The 22746-nt window shown below is 62.8% G+C and carries 18 protein-coding genes; 11 read left to right on the plus strand and 7 right to left on the minus strand.

What is annotated here, in order from left to right:
* Positions 1-392: 392 nt before the first annotated feature.
* The 9 genes from BFQ03_RS12505 (at position 393) to BFQ03_RS12545 (ending at position 12586) form a co-directional block, all read left to right on the plus strand.
* Positions 393-2522, plus strand: a complete 2130-nt coding sequence (locus BFQ03_RS12505; RefSeq protein ID WP_223232749.1) for a TonB-dependent receptor family protein — start codon at positions 393-395, stop codon at positions 2520-2522.
* A 16-nt stretch (positions 2523-2538) separates the two neighbouring features.
* Positions 2539-4251 (plus strand): ABC transporter substrate-binding protein, encoded by a 1713-nt coding sequence (locus BFQ03_RS12510; RefSeq protein WP_065943255.1) that lies wholly within the window; start codon positions 2539-2541, stop codon positions 4249-4251.
* Positions 4248-5171 carry an ABC transporter permease gene (locus BFQ03_RS12515; RefSeq protein WP_032860578.1) on the plus strand — a complete coding sequence of 308 codons (924 nt, stop codon included), beginning with the start codon at positions 4248-4250 and terminating at the stop codon, positions 5169-5171. The genes BFQ03_RS12510 and BFQ03_RS12515 overlap by 4 nt, the downstream gene beginning before the upstream one ends.
* A 99-nt stretch (positions 5172-5270) precedes the next feature.
* The gene (locus BFQ03_RS12520) at positions 5271-6512 is read left to right on the plus strand and encodes an acyl-CoA dehydrogenase family protein (protein WP_032860579.1); all 1242 of its coding nucleotides are present in this window, start codon (positions 5271-5273) and stop codon (positions 6510-6512) included.
* Positions 6513-6526: 14 nt separating this feature from the next.
* The gene (locus tag BFQ03_RS12525) at positions 6527-7855 is read left to right on the plus strand and encodes an LLM class flavin-dependent oxidoreductase (RefSeq protein WP_032860580.1); all 1329 of its coding nucleotides are present in this window, start codon (positions 6527-6529) and stop codon (positions 7853-7855) included.
* On the plus strand, positions 7852-8703 hold the full coding sequence (locus BFQ03_RS12530) for an ABC transporter permease (protein ID WP_065943256.1): 852 nt from the start codon (positions 7852-7854) through the stop codon (positions 8701-8703). Before BFQ03_RS12525 ends, BFQ03_RS12530 begins: the two co-directional genes overlap by 4 nt.
* Positions 8700-10340, plus strand: a complete 1641-nt coding sequence (locus BFQ03_RS12535) for a dipeptide ABC transporter ATP-binding protein (RefSeq protein ID WP_065943257.1) — start codon at positions 8700-8702, stop codon at positions 10338-10340. The genes BFQ03_RS12530 and BFQ03_RS12535 overlap by 4 nt, the downstream gene beginning before the upstream one ends.
* A gap of 8 nt (positions 10341-10348) precedes the next feature.
* Positions 10349-11521: an acyl-CoA dehydrogenase family protein gene (locus BFQ03_RS12540; RefSeq protein ID WP_065943258.1), complete on the plus strand. Its 1173-nt coding sequence runs from the start codon at positions 10349-10351 to the stop codon at positions 11519-11521.
* Positions 11522-11575: 54 nt separating this feature from the next.
* Positions 11576-12586, plus strand: coding sequence for an aldo/keto reductase (locus BFQ03_RS12545; protein WP_032860584.1), 1011 nt, complete (start codon positions 11576-11578; stop codon positions 12584-12586).
* A gap of 108 nt (positions 12587-12694) precedes the next feature.
* Here the strand turns inward: BFQ03_RS12545 and BFQ03_RS12550 are convergent, their stop codons facing one another.
* Positions 12695-13171, minus strand: a complete 477-nt coding sequence (locus tag BFQ03_RS12550) for an Lrp/AsnC family transcriptional regulator (RefSeq protein ID WP_032860586.1) — start codon at positions 13169-13171, stop codon at positions 12695-12697.
* 133 nt (positions 13172-13304) lie between these two features.
* Between BFQ03_RS12550 and rarD the strand changes: the two genes are divergently transcribed.
* Complete coding sequence (gene rarD, locus BFQ03_RS12555; protein ID WP_032860587.1) at positions 13305-14186, plus strand: EamA family transporter RarD; 882 nt, start codon at positions 13305-13307, stop codon at positions 14184-14186.
* Between the two features lie 47 nt (positions 14187-14233).
* Here rarD and hppD read toward each other — a convergent pair whose 3' ends face one another.
* The gene (gene hppD / locus BFQ03_RS12560; RefSeq protein ID WP_032860588.1) at positions 14234-15310 is read right to left on the minus strand and encodes a 4-hydroxyphenylpyruvate dioxygenase; all 1077 of its coding nucleotides are present in this window, start codon (positions 15308-15310) and stop codon (positions 14234-14236) included.
* A gap of 269 nt (positions 15311-15579) precedes the next feature.
* Positions 15580-16509, minus strand: coding sequence for a DMT family transporter (locus BFQ03_RS12565; protein WP_032860589.1), 930 nt, complete (start codon positions 16507-16509; stop codon positions 15580-15582).
* A 78-nt stretch (positions 16510-16587) separates the two neighbouring features.
* Here BFQ03_RS12565 and BFQ03_RS12570 point away from each other — a divergent pair, with 78 nt between their 5' ends.
* Positions 16588-17475: a LysR family transcriptional regulator gene (locus BFQ03_RS12570; RefSeq protein ID WP_065943259.1), complete on the plus strand. Its 888-nt coding sequence runs from the start codon at positions 16588-16590 to the stop codon at positions 17473-17475.
* Positions 17476-17536: 61 nt separating this feature from the next.
* Here BFQ03_RS12570 and BFQ03_RS12575 read toward each other — a convergent pair whose 3' ends face one another.
* Genes BFQ03_RS12575 through BFQ03_RS12590 form a run of 4 tightly spaced genes read right to left on the minus strand, consistent with a single transcriptional unit; the run spans position 17537 to position 22682 of the window.
* A complete protein-coding gene (locus BFQ03_RS12575; protein WP_065943260.1) occupies positions 17537-18259 on the minus strand; it encodes a fimbrial biogenesis chaperone in 723 nt (240 codons plus the stop codon).
* Positions 18256-19284, minus strand: a complete 1029-nt coding sequence (locus BFQ03_RS12580; RefSeq protein WP_065943261.1) for a fimbrial protein — start codon at positions 19282-19284, stop codon at positions 18256-18258. The genes BFQ03_RS12575 and BFQ03_RS12580 overlap by 4 nt, the downstream gene beginning before the upstream one ends.
* A gap of 8 nt (positions 19285-19292) precedes the next feature.
* Complete coding sequence (locus BFQ03_RS12585; RefSeq protein ID WP_239695242.1) at positions 19293-21905, minus strand: fimbria/pilus outer membrane usher protein; 2613 nt, start codon at positions 21903-21905, stop codon at positions 19293-19295.
* Between the two features lie 30 nt (positions 21906-21935).
* Positions 21936-22682: a fimbrial biogenesis chaperone gene (locus BFQ03_RS12590; protein ID WP_065943263.1), complete on the minus strand. Its 747-nt coding sequence runs from the start codon at positions 22680-22682 to the stop codon at positions 21936-21938.
* Positions 22683-22746: the final 64 nt, after the last annotated feature.

The raw sequence follows: 22746 nt of genomic DNA on the forward strand, positions 1-22746 counted from the left end.
CAGCTTTTTGTGGGAGCGGGCTTGCTCGCGAAAGCGGTGTCTCAGTCAATACATAGGTTGACTGATCCACCGCTTTCGCGAGCAAGCCCGCTCCCACATTTGGTTGGGTGTTTACAACAGGCCGCCGCCGTCGAGGCCGATGATATCTGTGCCGAATGATCTAACCTCATAACCAAAACCGCTCTAGCACGGGCTCTTCAGCACTGTTCAAAATCGAACAGCAGTTCAACACAGGTGTAGTTTTTTGGCATAAGCGACACGCTGATTAAAACCAAATACCCCACAACAACGCCCTTCTGGTCTTGGCATGCTTTCTGCTCTATCCCTGCCAGAGATTGACTATACGAATAGAAACTCGCCTCCACTCGTAGCCAATCACAGGGAATGCACAATTGAAGTTGATCTCAAGGCCTCTGCCTCAACTCTCCTCCAGCTCGTTTAAAACCGTCAGTGCCCTGACCTTGATCCTCGCCTCCCAATGGGCCCACGCCGAGGAATCGCGCCTGCAGACCGTGACGGTGCAGGCGAGCAAGGTCACCGCCAGCGAAGATGCCCAGCTCAAACTCGACGAGGTGGCCGGCGGCGTCAGCCTGGTCAAGGCCGCCGATGTCGAACGCGGCCGCTCGGCGACCCTGGAAGACACTCTCGCCTATCAGCCCGGGGTGTACGCGCAGTCGGCGGGCGGCAACGATGCCATCAAGATTTCCATTCGCGGCTCCGGGGCCAATACCTCGCCTGGGTATTTTCGCGAAGGCACCAAGTTCCTGTTCGATGGCCTGGCCCTGACCGGTTCCGGTGGCACGCCCTATGAGCTGCTGGAAACCCAGGGCCTGGACTACACCGAAGTGCTGCGCGGGGCCAATGCCTTCCAGTACGGCGCGCTGTCGTTGGGTGGCGCGATCAATATGGTGACCCACTCTGGCCTGACTGCACCGGGCAATCACGCGCGCTTCGAGGCCGGCAGCTTTGGCTGGCGCAAGCAGCAACTGAGCACCGGCGGCGTGGTGGACAACGGTGACTACTACGTCAGCCTGAGCAACTCCGAACGCGACGGTTACCAGGACTGGACCTTCACCAAAGCCAAGGGCGTGGTGACCAACTTCGGCTACCGTTTCAACCCCAAGCTGGAAACCCGGCTGTTCGTGCGCTACCGCGAGGAATACCACGAAAGCTCCGGCACCCTGACCAAGGCCCAGCTCAAGCACAACTCGTCGCAAACCAACCCGGTGGCCCTGGCCAGCCGCGATGATTCGACCAAGCGCGGATCGACCTGGGTCGGCAGCAAGACCACCTACACCTTCGACGATGACGCCACCCTGGATTTTGGCCTGGTCTACCACAACTACCCTCAGGTGCTGTACCGCAAGAGCACGGTCAACCCCAACTACTGGGACTGGCGCGACCTGAACCTGTCGCTGACCTACAACCGCAGCGACCAGATCCAGGGCCATACCAGCAACACATCCCTGAGCCTGACCAGCACCCAGCACCTACAGGCCGGGGTCAAGACCTACAACGGCAACCCCGCCTCCAGCACCTACGGCGCCCTGCAGAAACAGGCGCGCTACACCGGCTCGTTCGACCGCGTGTTTGCCGCCGGCAATGACCTGCAACTGACCGATCGCCTGTGGCTGTCCACCGGCCTGTCGCTGAGCCAGATCAAGCGCGATATCGAAGTGCGCTACTCGGACCGCGCCAATACTTCGCCCTACCCTGACCACTACAACTACGACAGCTGGAATGTCGCGCCGCGCCTGGGCCTGCGCTATGAAATCACACCGGACTTCCAGGTATTCGGCAACGTCAGCCGCTCCATCGACCCGCCCAGCAGTTGGTCGTCGTCGGGCTCTGGGGTGGCCAGCAACTACGCCAAGACCCTCACCGAGCAGAAGGCCAATACCGTTGAGTTTGGCGTGCGCGGCAAAGCCGGGATTTTCGACGGCAGCCTCGCGGTGTACCGCTCGTGGATCAAGGATGAACTGCTCACCGTCGAAGTGATTCCAGCCACCCGTACCACAGCGGCGGTCAACTCGACGTCCAACGCCAGCCCGACCATCCACCAGGGCATCGAAGCCGGCCTGGACACCGAGCTGTGGCAAAGCGCGCGTGGCGAAAAAATCAGCCTGCGCCAGGCCTACACCCTCAACGACTTCTACTACCGCAACGACGAGCGCTTTGGCTCCAACGAGCTGCCGGGGCTGCCCAAGCACGTGTACCAGGCCGAGCTGCAATACCGCCATCCCGACGGGTTCTATGCCGGGGTCAATGTGCGCTCGGTATCGAGTACCGCCGTGGACTACGCCAACACCCTGTATGCGCCCTCCTACACGATCTTCGGCGCCAAGCTGGGGTATGAAGCCCCGAGCAAGAAATGGCAGGTGTACCTGGACGTGAAAAACCTCACCGACCAGAACTACGTTACTGCCATCCAGCCGATCTACGACGCCCAGGGCAAAGACGTTGCCGCGCTGTATCCAGGGGACGGTTTTGGCGCCTTCACCGGTGTGGCGTTCAACTTCTAAGGTGGGAGCCTTCACGATGCCGATCAATCACTGGAGCCGGTTCGGCCTGCTCCTGGGGTTGCTGCTGGTGAGCGCCTGCTCGCCGGACGCCCCACCGCCCAGCTCGGTGCAGCGGGTCGACGGGCACCTGGATGCCCAGGGCCTGCTCAGCTATGACCCCGGCGACTACCACGAAACCCGCCAGGGCACGCCGGGCGGCACCTTGCGCATGTCGGCGGCGCTGGATACCGGCACCTTCGATGTGCATTCCAGCTACCACGGCAACGTGCAATGGCTGGCGCGGATCGTCTACGACTGCCTGCTGTATCAGGACGAAAACGGCAAGATTTCGCCCTGGCTGGCCAAGTCCTGGGACGTGTCCGAAGACGGCAAGACCTACACCTTCCACCTGCGCGATGACGTGACCTTCAGCGACGGCGCAAAATTCAATGCCGAGGCGTTGCGGATCAACCTGGAGCATATGCGTGACCCGGCGACCAAATCACCGCTGGCCGCCGCGTATATAGCGCCTTATATCGATGGCCGGATCATCGACGAGTACACCTTCGAGGCGCACTTGCGCGAGCCCTACTCGCCGTTCCTGTATGTGTTGGCGCAGTCCTGGCTGAGCATGGTCTCGCCCAAACAGATCCGCGAAGCGCCCAAGAGCATCGCCGAGCACTCTATCGGTTCCGGGCCGTTCGTGTTGCAAAGCTATACCCGCGAACAAGGTGCGACCTTTATCAAGCGCGCCGACTATCACTGGGCACCACCGGTTACCCGGCACATCGGTCCGGCCTACCTGGACCGTATCGAGCTGAGCATCGTCCCCGAGGCCATGACCCGCTACAGCACCCTGCAATCCAAGCGTTCGGACTTCACCCTGGATGCCCCGGCGCAAAATACCGCAGCAATGCGCGCCTCGCAGAACCTGGTGGTACGCAACCGGATTCGCATGGCCAGCCCGTATCGCAGTGTCACCTTCAACACCCTGCGTTTTCCATTCGACGATGTGCGCGTGCGCAAGGCCATCGCCCAGGCCATCGACCGTGACGGCCTGGCCTGGATTGCCGGGTTCGGCGAGCTTTTAGCGAAAAGCGATTACCTGGCGGTGAACACACCGTTCTACGACCCGGCCTACCGTGATGTACTGAAATACGACGTCGACGCCGCCAACCGCCAACTGGACGAAGCCGGCTGGACCCTGCGCGATGCCCAGGGCTATCGGGTCAAGGACGGCCGACGCCTGTCGGCGCAACTGCTGGGCTTCGAAAGCCCGTCATTCCCCAGCAACGTCGCGGTTGCCGTACAGGCGGACGTGAAGAAAGTCGGCATGCAACTGACCATTCAAATGATGCCCCTGGCCCAGCTCACCGACCGTCGTACCGCTGGCAATTATGACGCCATCGGCGGCGGCTATTGGCACACCAACACCCCCGACGGCCTGTACATCCTGTACCACAGCGACTCGCGCGCCTCGCCCACCAAAAGCGGCAACAACCTGAGCAACCTCAGCGACCCGCGCCTGGACCAACTGCTCAGCGCAGCTCGCCGCTCCCATGACCCGGTAGAACTGCAGGCCCTGTACAGCGCCGCGCAACAACGCCTGACCGAAGTGGTGCCCGCGGTACCGGACTTCGAAAGCCAGGTGCTGATCGCCTATCGCACGGCGGTCAAGGGGCTGATCTTCGACGCCGTGCACAACACCCCATTCTTTACCAGCGTGTGGCTGGATCAGGAGGCTCCATGAAACAGCTTGCCGCTCGACTACTGGCCGGGGTAGGCGTGCTGTGGGGCGCGGCCACCCTGACCTTCGTCGCCATCCATTTCAGTGCTGGCGACCCGGTGCTGGCGATTCTCGGCGGGCCGGACGCCATCCCCACCCCGCAGCAACTGGCTCAGGTTCGCGAGGAATACGGCTTTGACCAGCCGCTGTGGGTGCAATACGGGCGCTACGTGGGTCGGATTGCCCACGGCGATTTTGGCGAGTCGTACCGCCTGCGCATTCCCGTCACCGAGGCGATCGGCAAGCAGATCGGCGCCACCTTGCAACTGGCCCTGAGCGCTGCACTGTTGGCCATCGGCCTGGCGCTGGCCAGCGCGGTGCTCACCGCCAAGCGCAACCCCTGGGTACGCCGCGTGGCTTCGGCCAGCGAGCTGGTGCTGTCGTCATCGCCGTCGTTCGTGCTGGGGATTTTGCTGTTGCTGGTGTTTTCCTTCCAGTGGCCGGTGTTGCCGCCGGCCGGCTCCAACGGCTGGCAAACCCTGATCCTGCCGACCATCGCCCTGGCGTTGCCGATTGCCGGGATGCTCAGCCAGGTGCTGCGCCAAGAGCTGGAAGACATCCTCGAACAACCCTTTATCGCCATGGCCCGCGCGCGCGGCCTGTCGCAGACCGCCGTGCGCCTGCGCCATGCCTTGCGCCATGCCTTGGTGCCGCTGGTGACCCTGTCCGGGTTCATCTTCGCCAGCCTGCTGGGAGGTGCGGTGGTCACGGAAATGTTGTTCGCCCGCCAGGGGATCGGGCGAATGATGCTCGATGCGGCCGTGGCCAAGGATGCGCCGGTGGTGCTGGGGATCACCTTGTTGGCGGCGCTGGTTTATGTGGGGGTGAACCTGTTGGTGGATGTGCTGAACGGGTTGATTGATCCACGGGTTAAACCGCGATGACGGCTGGTTCACACCATCTGCTTTATGTGGGAGCGGGCCCGCTCCCACAGTGGATCATCGTCAGCTTTGAATGACTCAATTTCAGATTAGGAACCGAACATGAGCGACACCCAACTGCACGAACGTTTCGCCCCGGTTTTCCAGCGCATTGCCCAAGGCGCGGTGCAACGTGAGCAGGAGCGTACCCTGGCATTCGACGCCGTCGCCTGGTTGAAAGACGCCGGCTTCGGTGCCTTGCGCGTACCGCGCAGCCAGGGCGGACTGGGCGCGACCCTGCCTGAGCTGTTCGCCTTGCTGATCGAGCTGGGCAGTGCCGATTCGAACCTGCCACAGATCGTGCGCGCGCATTTCGGCTTTGTCGAAGGCCGGCTGGTGAGTCAGGACAGTGACTCCCAGGCAGACTGGTTTCCCAAGGTCGTCGCCGGGCAATTGTGGGGCGCAGCCATGGCCGAGCGCAGTGACACCACCACCAACTCGGTGACGCTCAAGCCCACCGCCGATGGTTGGCAACTGGACGGCCAGAAGTATTACTGCACCGGCACCTTGTATGCCGACTGGATCGCCGTGGCTGCCGCCGACGGTGCCGACTTTATCAGCGTGGTGGTGCCCACCGATGCGCCCGGCGTGACTCGCGTGGATGACTGGGATGGTTTTGGCCAGCGCCTGAGCGGCAGCGGCACCACGCGCTTCGACCGGGTAGCCGTGCCCGAACATCAGGTACTGCGGCGCTTCAAGCCCGGCGAATTGCGGGCCGAGTCATATATCTCGGCGTTCTACCAGTTGTTCCACCTCGCGACCCTGGCCGGGATCGCCCGGGCCGCGCTGCGCGATGCCGTGGAGTTTGTCCAGGGCCGCACCCGCGCGTTCGGTATTCCCGGGCAATCCAGCCCGCGCCTGGACCCGCTGGTGCAACGGGTGATCGGCAAGCTGTCGAGCCTGTCCTATGCCGCCGACAGCCTGGTACAGGCCACCGCGCAGGTGCTGCAAACCACCCATGAGGCTGTGCTCGACGGCTCCATCAGCGAAGCGCAATACGTCGACGCGGATGTGCGCACTTATCAGGCACAGCAAGTGATCCTGCCGCTGGTGTTGGAAGCCACCAGCCTGCTGTTCGAAGTCGGCGGTGCCTCGGCCACCAGCCAGGTACGGCGCCTTGACCGGCATTGGCGCAATGCCCGCACCCTGGCCTCGCACAACCCGGCGATCTACCGCGAACGGGCCCTTGGCGATTTCTACCTCAACGATGTCAGCCCCGCTGCCGCCTGGCGTGCCGCCCAGGAACAGGCGGTGGCTGACCACCCCGAGCATGCCAGCGCCCGCGATGAAGCCAGCGCCGTCTAACCCAAGGAACTTGCATGAAAGCGCAAATGAGCATTGGCATGAACATCCTCGGTTTCGGCGCGCACGCGGCGGCCTGGCGGGTCGGCGAAGTGCCGGCGGATGCCTATCTGGATGTGGAGTACTACCGCAATATCGCGCGCATTTCCGAGCGCGGCACCCTCGACGCGATCTTCCTCGCCGACGGCCCAGCCCTGGCGGGTGATGTGGCCACGCAGCCGGTGGGCCGCCTGGAGCCAACCATCCTGTTGACTGCCGTGGCCCTCGCCACGCAACACATCGGCGTGATCGCCACCGCCTCCAGCACCTATAACGACCCCTACAACCTGGCCCGGCGCTTTGCCTCCCTGGACCACATCAGCGCGGGCCGCGCGGCCTGGAATGTGGTGACCAACGCCACCGACGCCGCCGCGCAGAATTTCGGCCTGGCCAACCAGTTGCAACACGGGGAGCGCTATGCCCGCGCCGAAGAGTTTATCGATATCGCCTTCAAGCTCTGGGATAGCTGGGAAGACGACGCGATCATCGGCGATGCCAGCAACGGGCACTACGCACACCCTGGCAAGATCCATACCCAGGACTTTGTCGGCCAGCACTTTTCCATCAAGGGCCCGCTAAACCTGCCCCGCTCGCCCCAGGGTCGCCCGGTGCTGGTGCAGGCCGGCTCGTCGGAGGGCGGCAAGGCCCTGGGCTCGCGGTATGCCGATGCGATTTTCACCACCCAGACCAGCCTGGAAGATGGCCAGCACTTCTACCGCGACATGAAGCAACGCGCTCGGCAATGGGGGCGCAACCCCGAGCACCTGAAAATCATGCCGGGCCTGTCCACGGTGATCGGCAGCAGCGAGGCCGAAGCCCATGCGCGCTTTGATCAACTCAATGCCTACCACGGCGAACATGGCCTGATCCAGCAAGTGGCCGCGCGGATCGGCATCCCGGCCGAGGAGCTGGCGCTGGATGCGCCGCTGCCGTGGGCGCGGATCGGTGAAGTGGGCACTTATGAGAAAGGCTCCCAAGGGTTTCTCGAAGCCCAGCTCAACCTGGCCCGCCGCGAAGGCTTGACGGTGCGCGAACTGTCACGGCGCATCCTGGTCGGCCATCGGTTGCTGGTGGGCACCCCGGAACAAGTGGCTGACAGCCTGGAGCACTGGTTCCTTGCGGGCGCGGCCGATGGCTTCAACATCATGCCGGACATGTTTCCTTCAGGGGTCGAGGTGTTTGTCGATGAGGTGGTGCCGCTGCTGCGCAAGCGCGGGGTGTTCCGCCATGAGTACAGCGGTAGCACGTTGCGTGAGCACCTGGGGTTGCCGTATCCGCAGAGTCAGTATGCGAGGAGCCTGGCATGAGCACCTATGCAATTCCCTGGCGCTTTACCCTGGCCTTGCCGAACACCTTTCGTCCCGGCCTGTCACTGGCCTGGCTGTTTGTGATCGGCTTGTCGATCGCGGCGCTCGTGCCGCACTGGCTGACCGGTATCGACCCACTGGCCGCCGCCGCCCGCAACGCCTACCTGCCGCCCAGCAGCAGCCACTGGCTGGGCACCGATGAAAACGGTCGCGATGTACTCGCCCGCCTGATCCACGGGGTGCGCCCTTCACTGTTGATGGGCCTGGTGTCCACGGCCATCGGCCTGGGCGCCGGGATCATCCTCGGCTTGGCGGCAGGCCTTGGCCCGCGCTTGGTGGATGGCGCGATCATGCGCTTGATCGATGTATTGCTGGCGTTTCCCGACTTGCTGCTGGCCCTGGTGATCATCACGTTCTGGGGCCAGGGCCTGTGGATCACGCTGATCGCGGTGGGCGTGGCGAGCATCCCGCGCTTTGCGCGGATGGTGCGTGCGCAGACCCTGGTGGTGCGTGACGCCCCCTACGTCGAAGCCGCCACCACCCTCGGCCGGCATCGTGCAGCCGTGGTATTGCGGCATGTGCTGCCCAATGCGGTCAAGCCGATCCTGATCCTCGCCACCATCGGTATCGGTCACAACATCATCACCGGCGCGGCCTTGAGCTTCCTCGGCTTTGGCGCTTCGCCGCCCGCGCCGGAATGGGGCTCGATGCTCGCCATGGGCCGCAACTACCTGGCCAACGCCTGGTGGCTGGTGGCCTGGCCGAGCGTGGCAATCATCCTGACGGTGGTGTCGATCACCGCCATTGGCCGTGACTGGCTGGCACGCAGCGAGGGTAAATCCCGATGAGTACGTTAGTGGATGTGCAAGACCTGCGGGTGCAGTTTGGCCACACACCGATTATCAAGGGCATATCGTTCAGCCTGGCCGCCGGTGAATGCCTGGCGTTGGTGGGTGAGTCTGGCTCGGGCAAGACGGTGACCTCACGCACCCTCAGCGGCCTGAGCGGCGCCGGATCAAAGGTACAGGCCGAGCGCCTGGCGTTTGCCGGCACTGACCTGCGCCAGTTGGATGACCGTGCCTGGCAAGCCCTGCGCGGTGCGCAGATCGGCTTTGTGATGCAGGACGCCCTCGGCTCCCTCGACCCCCTGCGCCCGGTGGGCAAGGAAATTGCCGAACCGTTGCGCTTGCACACGCAACTGGATCGCGATGCGCGCCAGGCACGGGTCATCGAGTTGCTACGTTCGGTGGGTGTCCCACAACCGGAACTACGCGCGTTGCAGTACCCCCATCAACTCTCGGGCGGGCTGCGCCAACGGGCCCTGATCGCCTCGGCGATTGCCGCAGGCCCGCGCCTGTTGATTGCCGATGAGCCGACCACGGCGCTGGACGCCACGGTACAGGCCCAAGTCCTGGCGCTGCTGGAGTCCTTGCGTTCGCAAGCCATGGCGATGCTGGTGGTCAGCCATGACCTGGCGGTCGTGTCGCGCCTGGCGGACCGGGTGGCGGTGATGCATCACGGGGTGATTGTCGAGCAAGGCCCGGTGGAGGCGATCCTGCATGATCCACAGCACCCTTACACCCAATCGCTGCTGCGGGCTGGGCGCGCCGTGCATTTCCAGCGTCCGGCCCGGGCGGCGCCGAAGCTGGCGCGTGTCGAGCGCTTCGACCTGCCATTGATCGAGGCGCGTCACCTGCAAAAAACCTTTATTGGCCCCGACGGTCAGCCCCATGTCGCGGTGCACAACGCCAGCTTCAGCCTGCGGGCCGGGGAAACCCTGGGGATTGTCGGCGAGTCTGGCAGCGGCAAGACCACCCTCACCCGCATGCTGCTGGGGCTGGAGCGCCCGGACGCCGGCGATGTGTGGCTTAACGGGCGGCCCTGGAGCGCGCTCAACGATCAACAACGACTCCAGTTGCGCCAGCGCATCCAGGTGGTGTTCCAGGACCCGCAAAGCTCGTTCGACCCGCGCTACACCGTGGCACGGGTGCTCAACGAGGCGCTGCAAGTGGCGGGTTTGCCACGCCAGGACTGGCCGGCACGCACCCTGGAACTGCTGGAGCTGGTGCGCCTGGATGCCAGCGTGCTCAGTCGCCGTCCTCTGGAGCTTTCCGGCGGCCAGCGCCAACGTATCGCCATTGCCCGGGCGCTGGCGCCCAACCCCCAGGTGCTGGTGTGCGACGAGCCGGTGTCGGCCCTGGATGTGTCGGTGCAGGCGCAGATCCTCGCGCTGCTGGCCGACCTCAAGACCCGCCTGAAACTGGCCTGCCTGTTCATCTCCCACGACCTGGGCGTGATCAACCAGGTCAGCGAACGGGTGCTGGTGATGAAGGACGGCGAGGTGGTGGAAAGCGGCACTGTGCGTGACGTATTTGACCACCCCCAGCATGCCTACACCCGCGCCCTGCTCGACGCTATCCCGCAGATCGACCGGCCGGCCCCGGTGCCCGAACACCACTTCATTACCTACGCCATTGCCATATAAGGATTGTCATGAGCTTTTTGTCCGTGCCAGCGCTGTTGCAGCGTGCCGCCGTGTTATTGCCGCAGATCGCCGAGGGGGCCGCCGAACGCGAGCGCACCCGGCAACTGCCCCATGAGCAGATCCGCCAACTGGCCGCAGCGCGCCTGCTGACCCTGCGCATTCCCCAGCGCTACGGCGGCAGCGAGTCCAGTGTGCGCGAGGTGGTGCAGTTCGTGATCGACCTGGCGGCAGTAGATTCCAATATCGCCCAGTCGCTGCGCCCCAGCTTTGCCTTTGTCGAAAGCCTGCTGGTGCAAAAGTCCGAAGCCGAACGCCAGTTGTGGTTTGCCCACTACCTGCGGGGCGAAGTGTTCGGCAACGCAGGCTGGGAAATCGGCGGCGCCAACGGCCAGGTCAGTGCGCGGCTTGTGCCTGAGGGCGAGCACTTTCGCGCCAATGGCAGCAAGTACTACAGCACTGGCGCGCTATATGCCGACTGGGTCAGCGCGGTGGCGCTGGATGAAAACGAGGAACCGGTATCGTTCGTGGTGCCCCGCGACCGCGAAGGCCTGGAACTGGTGGATGACTTCGACGCCATGGGCCAGCGCCTGACCGCCAGCGGCACCACACGCCTGAACAACGTGCTGGTGCGCCGCGAGGAAATCCGCACGCGGGTGGTGGAGGAAGGCCAGCGTTCGATCATCACGCCGTTCCTGCAACTGTTCCTCGGCGCGGTGCAGGCCGGCATCGCGCGCAATGCCTTGAACGATGCGGTGGCCTTTGCAAAAGACCATGCGCGGCCAATCAAGCACAGCAGCGCCAGCCGCTCGGTGGATGATCCCTATGTGGCGTTTTCCGTGGGTGAGATCTCGGCCCGTGCGTTTGCTGCCGAAGCGGTGGTGTTGCGTGCCGCTGACAGCATCGACGTGGCCTGGGCCCACGACCTGGATCACGATGCGGTGACTCGCGCAGCCGTCGACGTGGCCCAGGCGCAATACATCGCCGCCGAGTCCGCACTCAAGGCCGCCGAACTGCTGTTTGACGTGGGCGGCGCTTCCACTACCGGACGCAGCCATAACCTCGATCGACACTGGCGCAATGCGCGCACCGTGGCCAATCACAATCCACGGCACTGGAAGGCCGCAGTGGTCGGCACCTATCGGCTCAAGGGCAGCGAACCACCGACGTCGGGCTTGTTCTAGAGCCTTGCTCTCTGGTATTGCATAGCAACTGTCTGCGCTTTTAAGGAGTTCTCCATGATTTACCGCACACTGGGCCAGTCCGGGCTCAAGGTCAGCGCACTGACCCTGGGTACGATGATGTTTGGCGAACAGACCAACACCGAAGATTCGCTGCGGATCATCGACAAAGCCTGGGACCAGGGCATCAACTTCATCGACACCGCCGACGTCTACACCGGCGGGCGTTCGGAAGAAATTGTCGGCGAAGCCATCGGCCGTCATCGCGCCGACTGGGTCGTGGCCTCCAAAGTCGGCTTCGGCCCACCGGACGGCCTGCCCAACCGCAGCGGCCTGAACCGCAAGCGTATTTTCAACGCGCTGGAAGCCAGCCTCACCCGCCTCGACACCGACTATCTGGACATCTACTACCTGCACCGTGAAGACCACGATACGCCGCTGGATGTCACGATTTCGGCGATTGGCGACCTGATCCGCCAGGGCAAGATCCGTTACTGGGGGCTGTCCAACTACCGGGGCTGGCGCATTGCCGAAGTGGTGCGCGTGGCCGAACGCCTGGGGGTCGACCGGCCGATCATCAGCCAGCCGCTGTACAACATCGTCAACCGCCAGGCCGAGGTGGAGCAGATCACCGCGGCCGCAGCCTATGGCCTGGGCGTGGTGCCTTACAGCCCGCTGGCCCGTGGCGTGCTCAGTGGCAAGTACGCGCCGGATATCACCCCCCAAGCGGGTAGCCGTGCCGCACGCCAGGACAAGCGCATCCTGGAAACCGAATGGCGCGTGGAGTCGCTGCGCATTGCCCAGCAGATCCAGCAGTACACCCAGGGCCGTGGCGTGGGGATTGTCGAGTTTGCGATTGCCTGGGTGTTGAACAACCAGGCGGTCAGCTCGGCAATTGTCGGCCCGCGTACGGAGGCGCAGTGGGATGCCTATACCGGGGCGCTTGAGGTGAAGATCAGTGCTGAGGATGAAGCGTTTATTGATTCGCTGGTGACGCCGGGGCATGCGTCGACGCCAGGGTTCAATGATGTGGGGCACTTTGTCTCCGGGCGTATCCACCGTCCCTGAGAACACCCCCTGTAGGAGCTCGATAGCGTCGACGCGGTGTATCTGCTAGACCGAGTTGAGGCTATCGCAGGCAAGCCAGCTCCTACAGGTTTTGAATGGCGAGATCATTCAACCCAGCGGCACATCCAGGCTGACCTTGACCCGGTCCATCACCACAATGCTGCGAAACCATTTGATATTGCGGTTCTCGTAGAACAGCGTGCGGGCCAGGGTTTCGTAAGCCTTCATGGTTTCCACCACGACCACCAGCATGAAGTCCGCATCGCCGGTAACGTAATAGCACTGCTGCACTTGTGGGATCGACATCTGCACCTTGAGCACGTCGAGGTCTTCGATATGGGTGCGCTCGGCGTGCACCTCCACCAGGATCGTGATCGGCTTGCCTACCGCGTCCTGATTGACCACCGCCGTATTGGCGCTGATCGCCCCGCCCTGCTCCATGCGCTTGATACGCCGCTGCACGGCTGCGGTCGACAGGTTGACCTGTTCGCCAATCACCCGTAGCGCGGTGGTGTTGTCGCGTTGCAGGTGCTTGAGAATCGCGCGGTCGAAATCATCCAGGGGCGGTTGGGGGCTGACGGGCATGCTGGCGAACCTTGGGCGTGAGAAAATTTCCCATAAGATGCCGTAAAACAGAGCAAACGTCTCACCTCAAAAGCAATATATTCCCACCTGAAATTCCCCCCTCTTTCGTTTGAATCGGTTTCGCGAGGATCGCGTGTCTAAAGGTGTTGTTTTATCGGTATTGGCCTCGGTGTTGTTTGCCGTGATGTATTACTTCACATCGCTGCTCACGCCGTTGAGTGGACTGGAAATTTTCGGCTGGCGCATGCTGCTGACCGTGCCGTGCATGACCGTTTTCATGGTGCTCAGCAGTGAATGGCGCCAGGTCTGGGCGCTGCTGCAGCGACTGGCGGGCGAGCCACGGCTGATCGGCGCAATTGTGCTGTCATCGGTGTTGCTGGGCGTGCAGCTGTGGCTGTTCATGTGGGCGCCGCTCAACGGCCGCAGCCTGGATGTGTCCCTGGGCTACTTCCTGTTGCCGCTGACCATGGTCCTGACCGGGCGCCTGGTGTATGGCGAACAGCTGTCGCGGCTGCAATGGATCGCCGTGGTGTTTGCGGCGATTGGCGTGCTTAACGAGCTGTACCAGGTGGGCGGGTTCTCCTGGGCGACGCTGCTGGTGATCATCGGCTACCCCATCTACTTCGTGCTGCGCAAACGCCTGGCCACTGACCACCTGGGCGGATTATGGCTGGACATGGCGCTGATGCTGCCGGTGGCGTTCTGGTTTGTACAAAGTGGCGAACAGGGCTTCGCCGTGCTGGATGCCCATAAAGGCTTGTACGCCTTGATCCCGATGCTCGGGTTGATCAGTGCTTCGGCGCTGGTGTGCTACATCATCGCCAGCCGGCTGCTGGCGTTCAGCCTGTTCGGCCTGCTCAGCTATGTGGAGCCGGTGCTGTTGCTGGGGGTGGCGCTGCTGCTGGGGGAAAGTATCGGGCCGGGGGAATGGCTGACCTATATCCCGATCTGGTTGGCGGTGATGGTGTTGGTGTTTGAAGGGTTCAAGCACCTGATGCGTCAGCGCAGAGCCTGACCCAATAACTGTAGGAGCGAGCAAGCTCGCTCCTACAAAAAGCCATGTCAGTCGGTGGTCAGCACGCCACGACGGACCTGGTCACGCTCGATCGACTCGAACAGGGCCTTGAAGTTGCCTTCGCCGAAGCCGTCATCGCCCTTGCGCTGGATGAACTCGAAGAATACCGGCCCCATCAGGGTTTCCGAGAAGATCTGCAACAGCAGGCGTTTGTCGCCGGCGACGGACGAACCGTCCAGCAAAATACCCCGGGCCTGCAATTGGTCCACCGGTTCGCCGTGGTTTGGCAGGCGGCCTTCGAGCATTTCATAGTAAGTGTCTGGCGGCGCCGTCATGAAGCGCATGCCGATCTTCTTCAACGCGTCCCAGGTCTTGACCAGGTCTTCGGTGAGGAAGGCTACGTGCTGGATGCCTTCACCGTTGAACTGCATCAGGAACTCTTCGATCTGGCCTGCGCCCTTGGACGACTCTTCGTTCAACGGGATGCGGATCATGCCATCCGGGGCGCTCATGGCCTTGGAGGTCAGGCCGGTGTATTCGCCCTTGATGTCGAAGTAGCGCGCTTCACGGAAGTTGAACAGCTTCTCGTAGAAGTTCGCCCAGTAGGCCATGCGCCCGCGATAGACGTTATGGGTCAAATGGTCGATGACCTTCAGGCCCGCGCCCACCGGGTTGCGGTCCACACCGTCGATAAACACGAAGTCGATATCGTAGATCGAGCTGCCTTCACCGAAACGGTCGATCAGGTACAGCGGCGCGCCGCCGATGCCCTTGATGGCCGGCAGGTTCAGCTCCATCGGGCCGGTTTCGATATGGATCGGCTGGGCACCGAGTTCCAGGGCGCGGGTGTAGGCCTGCTGCGAATCCTTGACGCGGAACGCCATGCCACACACCGATGGACCGTGCTCGGCGGCAAAGTACGAAGCGATGCTGTTGGGTTCGTTGTTGAGGATCAGGTTGATCCCGCCCTGGCGGTACAGGTGCACGTTTTTCGAGCGGTGGCTCGCCACCTGGGTGAACCCCATGATCTCGAAGATCGGCTCAAGGGTGCCCGGGGTCGGTGATGCAAACTCAATGAATTCAAAGCCCATCAGGCCCATTGGGTTTTCGTATAGATCTGCCATGATTTGGCGCCTCATCATCTTTTTAGAATTAAATTAATTAATTGCCAGCAAGGATGAGGTGGGCAGGTGGCGCACAGGAAATGCCCCGCACGCTGCGGGCGAGGAAGTCACCGTAGATGAGTTGGAACCCGAGTAGCTTCATGGTTGGATCATTCTCTTACGGGCGTCTCTGACGGACGAGGCCTGCGGGATGTCAGGCGCTTATTCTTGTATGCGTAAACCGATTCTACACAGCGTAAACAGCTTTGTCCGTATTCCTTATCAAATCCCTATGCCCTGGCGGGCGCAAGGGGTTTATTGCACAGGTAGATGCCCAGCAGGATCAACGCCCCACCGAAGAACATCGCAGTGCTGAGCTGTTCGTCCAGCAGCAACGCACCACACACCACCGCCGTCAGCGGGTTGAGGGCGATAAACACACCCGCACGGGTCGCACCGATACGCCGGATACCGTCGTAATACCCGATGTAGGCCAGGGCCGAGCCCAATACGCCGAGGTAAAGCAGGCCCAACAAATGCGGCCAATGGATGGCATCCAGCGCTTGCACTGTCAACCGGCCACTCACCAGGGTGGTGAGGCACAGCATCAAGGTGCCCAGCAGCACCGACCAGGTCACCGTCTGCAAGGGGCCAAGGCTATGGTTCAGCGTGCGTGAGCCCAGGGAATACACGCCCCAACTCAGCACACAGCCAAAAATCAACAGGTCGCCAATCCACGCATCAGCCCTGCCCTGCAACAGCAATGGGTTGCGGCTGACAATCACCCACGCGGCGCCGCCCAGGCACAGCACGATACCCAGCACTTGGCTGCGCCCCAAGCGCTCCTTGAACCACCAGCATGACGCCAGGCCAATCACCGCCGGGTTGAGGGCCACAATCAAGGAGGCGCGCGAGGCATTGATAAAATGCAGACCATAGAAAAAGCACAGGTTGTAGAAAAAAATCCCGAAAAAGCCCAGCAGCACTAACCGCGCCATTTGCGCAGGCGTCGGACACGCCAGGGGGATCCGGGCAAAGGCCATGAACAGCAGCAACGCCAGGCTCGCCAGGATAAACCGCAGGCTTGCCGTCAGCAGCGGGTCCAGATCTGCGGCGAGGAATCGCCCGGCAACAAAAGTGCCACCCCAGATCATGGTTACGGCCGCGAGCTTGGCGTAGGTCAGGCGGTCACCCGCAAGTACAAAGGTTGAACCGGGCATAAGGATCCTGAGTATTTGGGAGGCTGTTTGGCGTATTATTTTCCTAATGCCAAGTCATCGTAAAATGAGTAAAACCTCATGACCCTCACGCAATTGGAAATTTTCTCGCTGGTGGCACAACTCCAGGGGTTCACCAGTGCTGCCCATCGCCTGGGCATCAGCCAATCGGCGGTGTCCCATGCCATCAAGTCTTTGGAGCTGGAGCTGGGGGTGGAACTGTTCCGCCGCCAACAGTCGCGGGTCGAACTCAGTGATATCGGCCAGCAACTGCTGCTGCGGGCACGGGCGATGCTGGGGCTGGCCACTACGCTGCAACAGGAAGCGGCCGATGCCCGAGGGATGAAAAGCGGTACCTTGCGCATCGGCTCCTTCGGGCCAACTGCATCCATTCGCCTGCTGCCCAGGATCCTCGAACACTTTCGCCAGGGCCATCCGGGGATCGAGGTGCATGTGGATGAAGGCCCCGACCGCCAAGTGCTGCAGTGGCTCGAAGAGCGGCGCATTGACGTGGGCTTTGTGGTGCTGGAACAGGAACGCCTGGACACCGTTGCACTGCTCGAAGACCAGATGGTCGCCCTGCTGCCCGAGGGCCATGCCCTCGCCCATCAAGCCAGCGTCAAGCTCAAGGACTTGTGTCACGACCCGTTTGTCCTGACTGAGGCGGGCTCCTCGGAGTTGGTGGAGCGACTGTTCCACAGTGCCCGGCTCAAGCCCAATGTGCGCTATCGCTGCTCGCAACTGCTCAGCACCCTGGATACCGTCAGCCGGGGTGCGGGCGTGAGTGTGGTGGCCCAGGCCTCATTGCCGCAGGACGGCCAGCCACGCTACGTACAGCGGCCGTTATCGCCCAAGGTCGCGCGGCAGATCGGTTTGGCGGTGCTGGACCGACGCCAGTCCTCGCCGGCGACCCTGGCTTTTATCCAGGTGGCGCAGCAACTCTTCCCTTTATCGCAAAAGGCTGTGTAGGCGCCGGCTTGCCGGCGAAGATCCAGAGAACAATGCAGGGCTTTCGCTGACAAGCCAACGCCTACAGGGGGCTGAACGGCGCTTCATGAGTGCGGGTGTTGCCATGATCGTCCAGGGTGGTGAATTGCACCAGCGCCCCGCCCGCCCCACTGCCCGACGGCCCATGCAGGGTGACGGTAGCGGTGGAACGGGGGGCAAGCATCGGTGGGTCATCATTGCGGTACTGACGGCCATCGGCACCCAGCACAACGCTGGCCAGGCTCACGTGATAAGCACTGGGGTTGTGCACTTGCAGGGCGTTGCCCTTGAGCAAGCGCCATCTCAAGTCTTGAGCCGCCTCCTGCGCTTGCCCTGGCAACCGCGGCGCACGCAAAAACAGTTTGATCCGGCTGCGAAACGCGAGCTGCAGCGCATGGCTTGCGTCCGTCGCCGGCCGGATGCCCAGCACATTCAGCCAATAGACTTGCTCCACATCCGCCGATGCTGGCTCCCCGTGATAAACCACTCTTAGCGCCTGGCCTTGACCTGCATCCATGCGCAGGATCGGCGGAGTCACGGTAAAGGGGACGTCACTGTACTCAGGGCGCACCTGGGGATCACCCGCGTCAATCCAGACCGGCACCAGCCTCGGGCTATCCGCCTGATTCGTCAGGTTGAGCGTGACTTGGCCCGAGGCGGCCGGGTAAATCAGGCGGGTCCGGTCAATCACGATTTCAGCGCGGGCACTCCACACCACCAGCCCGCCCAATACCCCCAGCGCCAGACGTACCCAGGCCCAGCTCATCGGTAGCTCAAGGTAAAGGTGGCCAGGCCATTGGCCGTGCCGGGATGAACCGTCGGTTCGGTCTGCAGGTAACGCGCCGTCAGCGTTATCTGGAAGGCGCCATTGCCGGTGCTGCCGGCCTGCCATTGATTGGGGTTATCCGGCGCATTGGAGTCCGCGCCATAACTCAATACGGCGTTGCCATGGAGCAGTTGCAGGGCGACGCCGGTGGCGGTCGAATCGCCCGTCAACGTCAGGCGATCGCTGCGGTTGGCCGGTTGAATCTGGTCGGTCAACGTCAGCAGCACATCCTGGCTGCCGCCCGTCCCACCCGCGCACTGCAGCTGGATATCGCGGCTGGCGCTGCCGGCGACACTGCCCACACCCCTGAACTGCGTAGCGGCCACAGCACCCAGATTGATCGGGACCGAGGGTGTGGACACCGAGCAGGTGGGTTTGAGGGGGGGTCCGACAACGATAGACCCGAAGGTGAATAAATGGGGGAAGTTGAACTCCGGATGGACCCTGAACTCTGCAAACGGCTGCGGATACAGCACCCCGCCGCTGATCGTGCCGGTCACGAAGAACACCACTCGAACGCGCACGCCCCAGGTTGCGAGGCCGGGCCGAAGGGGGCCACGCAAGATCGTGATGCCCTGGCTAATGCTCTTCCACTCGCCGCCCTCACGGTCCTGTGCCATCAAGCCAAAACCCACGCCGACCATACCCGTCGTATAGATCGGCAGCGACAACCCGGAGTGGCCAAAATACTTGCCGGTAAACCGCATGTTCCTGGCCACGCCCAGGTACGACCAGTGATCGGAGACGATGCCCGCGGCATAGGAACAACTCACGGCGTTGAGGGCATCGAGCGCATAACCCTGGGGGTTGCCCAAGACCTGCCCCATCCGTGGATTGGCCGGCACACTGATGGACGCGATGGAAAGCGCCACGGGAGGCTCGGGATAGCAACTGACATTGGCCTGCACATCGCAGGCAGCCAGTGTCGCAACGAGCATCAGTGTGGCTAGAAACAACTGGCGCATATTACAGCTCATCGCACGGTCACCTCTCGACCCGCCCTGCCCCTCACGCATTGTCCCTGCACCAGCTCGGCACGGGCCTGGCGCCCGGCTGCCTGGGGTGGCAAGCGGTAGTGGATATAGCAACGGTCGGCGGCGGTCTCGCTCCACTTGACGATGAGCGTGCCCTGATCGGCAATGCCCCTGACAAATGCCTTGCTGGCCTGGCCAATCACCCCGACTTCGCTGCCTTGCTCATCAAATACCTGGGCTGCAAATGGCAACGGCTTGCCGCTTTCCCGCAGGGCCTTGACCACCACCGCCCGGCCCGCCACGGTGGCGAAGCGCAGGCGCGAGACAGCCCCCGAGGTGGGCACGACTTGTTGTGTGGTCTCCTGGAGCTCCACGTCATACGCACTGCCGTCCGGGTCGACGCCCACGGTATTGGCCTGGAACGCCCGCAGCGACGGCACCACGGCATAGCCGTTGCGATCAACCCGCAGGTGGTGACCGTTGCTCAACCGTGCCCCCTGGGCATCAGGCACGTGAACCAGGGCCGCCGCCTCGCCGAGGTAGTGCGTGAACGTCACACCCTCGTCGTGCACCACCAGGCCGCCGTCGGCACTCAACGAAAGCTGGCTGCTGTCATGGCTCTGGCCATAACCCACCCGCCATGCCGCCGTGCTCGCGTTGTAGCCGGCATGCGCATTGAAACTACTGCTCTGGGCTGACGCGCGGCTGCCAGAGAGGCCATAGTTGAGCGTCGCGTCATCATCCAGCATGCCGTTGATAGCGATCTGCTGCTGGCTGCTGCGGCTGTCACCGGTACTGCGGCTCAAGGTGCTGCTCAGACTGGGCGCGCGGAGACTGCTGCCCAATGGCAGCGACAACGTCATCATCAGGCGGTTGTCGACATGGCCGGCGTTGTCCGAGCGAGCAAAGAACACCTGCTCGCTTTCTTCCAGATGGTTGGCCGGATGATGGGCTTCAACTCGCGAGCGCTGGGCGCTGAGGTTCCAGTTGAGCCGGCGCCAGGTGGTGCCATAGCTCAGGTTGTAAGAGGTCTCCCGCCCCTGGTGTGAGCCCCAGTACTGGGTAGAACTGGCATAGAAGCCCAGCGTGCCGGCCCCCAGTTGCTGGCTGACGGTCAAGTCGATACGACTTTTCTGTCGGGCATAGGTGCCAATGTCCAGGCCTTGGCGCCCCAACTCCCGCACGTTGACCGCATCCGTCAGGTTCAGATAGCCCGGCGTGGAAAAACGATAGGCCCCCAACACCAGGTGGGTGCCTGTCTGGGCCAGTTGCCTGTTGTACCCCACACCATAATTGCGCCCCGACAGCACAGCGTGCCCCGGGATCCGCGTGCGGGAGCCGGTGGTGTCCAGCGAGAACGCACCCAGGGCGGTATTGAGTGCCAACCCGGCCTTACCCTGGGCATAACCTTGGGCAAAACTGCTCCCGCCATACAGCGTCAGGTCATCCAGCACGCCATGCTGCAGCGCCCCTTGAAACGCCAGGGGAGCCTGGCCCTCAACACCCTTTTGGCGGACTTGGCCGAACGTCATGTCGTAGCGACTGGCATGGCGGCGCAGCAGTTGCGACGCCACGGAGAAAGGCACGCTGTAGCTGTATTGGCGACCATCGACTTCCCTGACACTGACACTCAGATCCCCACCACCTGTGGGATACAAATCACTGATCACAAATGGGCCGGGCGCCACCGTGGTCTCGTACAGCGTATAGCCGTTCTGGCTGACGGTAACGGTTGCATTACTGTCCGCAATCCCCCGCACCACAGGCGCATAGCCTTGCTGTGAAGGCGCCAGCATTTGCTCGTCGGTGCCCAGGCTGATGCCCCGCATGCGGGTACTTTCCAGGATCTGGCCGCTGCTGAAGCTGTCACCTACGGTCAGGCGTGATTGCCAGGCCGCCAGGCTGCGTTGCGCGTAGATGGCCGTATTCTGATAAGGCTGGGCACCATCACGCGAATCCCATGCCTGCGCGCCCTGGTGCCGCAAGCGCCAACTGCCCAGGTTGATACCACTGTTCAGGCCCAGGTAGGCACGGTCTTCGCCACTGCCCGCAGTCATGGTCGCGGCACTTAAGTTGTAGCTGAGCAACCCGGCATCGATGCCCTCGTCCCACTGGCTCGGGTCGACGGTATCGCGCGCAGTCGGCGCCAGGTAGAGCTGGGGTACGCTGAGGGCCAGTTGCAGGGCACCGGGATCGACGCTGCTGGAGGCCATGGGAATCCACTGCGAGAGATCCCCACACAGCGGGCCGGGGGCTGCGGGCCGGTCAGTTTCAACCTTGTTTTTCACGACACCCAGCCGAGCCAGCAGCGGCCAGTCCAGGCACGGGCTCACATCGGCCTGGCCGGGAAGCTCGATAAACGCCAACTCATGGCGCCCGACTGGCAGGCCATTGAGCTGCACATCAACGCGATATGTGCCAGGCGCCAGGCTGTCGTGGCGGTTGAAGCGGGAAATATCGACTCCCGGTACCAGACCACTGGAAAACGCTTCCAGGTCAAAGGTGACCGAAGACGCCAGGGCCTCAGGGCCGATAAAAACCGTCAGGAGCTGGCTGAACACCACGATGACGGGAAGGCACAGGGCAGCACGCCTGCCCTTCCACAGTTGCATGTAAAAAAACATAAGTCAGACTTCAAGTCGCTAAAGGGGTGCCCAGCGGGGTGCCGAGAACCCACCGAAATCGTCGATGTACTGGAACTGCACCCGCGCATCGGCGGGCACCACCTGCATCAAGGGAGGCAGGGCAAGGTCCAGGCTGGCAAAGGGCGCAACCATGCCTTGCTGGTCGGTCGCAATCACCTGCTCGCCCATCACTACCGCCACCTCATGAAACGTCACATGGAACGGCGATGGGTTGAACACCCTAAGTGCTGCCTGTTTGCCGGTACGCAAGGTCCAGGTCAGTTGCTCGGGTGCATCCTGGGAATTGCCTGACAAGCCCCGGGGCCGGAAAAACACCTTGGTGCGAATGCGAAAGGCAAAACGCAACTGGTTCTGGCGCTCTTCATCCGCGCTGGCTGGCGGCGACCGCGTCTGGGGCGGCACTTCCAGCACGTTGAGCCAGAACAGTGACTCCTTGTCGCCGGGCAACGGCTCCTGGGTGTAGGCCAGGCGTATGGCCTGGCTCTTGCCCGGGTCCAGGCGAAACACCGGTGGGCTGATGCTAAATGGCACATCACTGTGTTCAGCCGTCAGTTGTGCATTGCCCGCATCCATCCACACCTGGACCAGACGTGCAGCCTGCTGGTCATCGTTGCTCACCCGTACGGTGATTTCCCGACGCGGCTCGGCATAGATCTGGCGCGTGCCACTGATGATCACCCCGGCCTGCGCCTGCGCGAAGGCCAGGCACAGGCAAATCGCAAGGGGCAGGCGTACGCAAGGCATGGTTCGCGCCCTCGCTTGTCAGGGAAAGATCACCGAATACTGCACCGCCGTACTCACCAGCCCT

This window comes from Pseudomonas sp. 25 R 14, assembly GCF_900004755.1.
Classification (GTDB): domain Bacteria; phylum Pseudomonadota; class Gammaproteobacteria; order Pseudomonadales; family Pseudomonadaceae; genus Aquipseudomonas; species Aquipseudomonas brenneri.